Annotated in this window: 2 tRNA genes and 1 rRNA gene; all 3 read right to left on the reverse strand. The window is 48.0% G+C overall.

What is annotated here, in order from left to right:
* Nucleotides 1-40: 40 nt before the first annotated feature.
* Nucleotides 41-116, reverse strand: a tRNA-Ala gene (locus L5M49_RS25190).
* 138 nt (nt 117-254) lie between these two features.
* Nucleotides 255-331: transfer RNA gene (locus tag L5M49_RS25195), tRNA-Ile, on the reverse strand.
* Nucleotides 332-430: 99 nt separating this feature from the next.
* Nucleotides 431-579: ribosomal RNA gene (locus tag L5M49_RS25200) — 16S ribosomal RNA — on the reverse strand; the annotation flags it as partial.

Raw genomic sequence — 579 nt, forward strand, 5'->3', positions numbered from 1 at the left:
TGCCTTATTACTTTGCAATAAAGTCAGAATAAGGTGTAAATGGTGGAGCTATGCGGGATCGAACCGCAGACCTCCTGCGTGCAAGGCAGGCGCTCTCCCAGCTGAGCTATAGCCCCATTTACATGCAGTGCGAGTAAGTAAGATGTTCCAAACCTCTAAAAGGATTGGTTTGCCAAATCGAGTTATCCGCGGCAAATTAACGCGACGTTTAGTTCACTAAACGAGTGTTAATTTAACAAAGGAGAACGAGGATTTGGTGGGTCAGAGTGGACTTGAACCACCGACCTCACCCTTATCAGGGGTGCGCTCTAACCAGCTGAGCTACAGACCCATCTTTGATAAACCTATTTAACTAGGTCCATCTTTTACTCTTTCTTCTATCAAGCAAATCTGTGTGAACACTCAACAAACATTAAGTTAGTCGTATAGGTAAGGAGGTGATCCAGCCCCAGGTTCCCCTAGGGCTACCTTGTTACGACTTCACCCCAGTCATGAACCACAAAGTGGTGAGCGCCCCCCCGAAGGTTAAGCTACCCACTTCTTTTGCAGCCCACTCCCATGGTGTGACGGGCGGTGTGT

Origin of the sequence: Shewanella sp. SM74, from assembly GCF_025653725.1 — a bacterium.
GTDB lineage: Bacteria > Pseudomonadota > Gammaproteobacteria > Enterobacterales > Shewanellaceae > Shewanella > Shewanella oncorhynchi.